At 60.2% G+C, this 216-nt stretch carries 1 protein-coding gene; it reads left to right on the top strand.

What is annotated here, in order from left to right; all coding sequences use genetic code 11:
* A partial coding sequence (locus ACOZKU_RS27850) for an Ig-like domain-containing protein (protein WP_421581618.1) occupies nt 1–216 on the top strand: 216 nt, incomplete at both ends.

Below are 216 nucleotides of genomic sequence, written 5' to 3'. Positions count from 1 at the left end.
CATCGTGGCTGACAATGCCTTGGCGGCAGGCGAGACCTCGCTGGTGACCTTCACCTTCAGCGAGGCCGTCAACGGTTTCACCAATGCCGATCTGACGATCGCCAACGGCATGCTGAGCTCCGTCAGTTCGTCCGATGGCGGCATCACCTGGACCGCGACCCTGACGCCGACCGCTGGCATTACAGATACGACCAACCTCATCACACTCGACAATAC

The organism is Shinella sp. M31, from assembly GCF_049199205.1.
Classification (GTDB): Bacteria; Pseudomonadota; Alphaproteobacteria; order Rhizobiales; family Rhizobiaceae; genus Shinella.
This window is presented reverse-complemented; position numbering and strand designations above follow the sequence as displayed.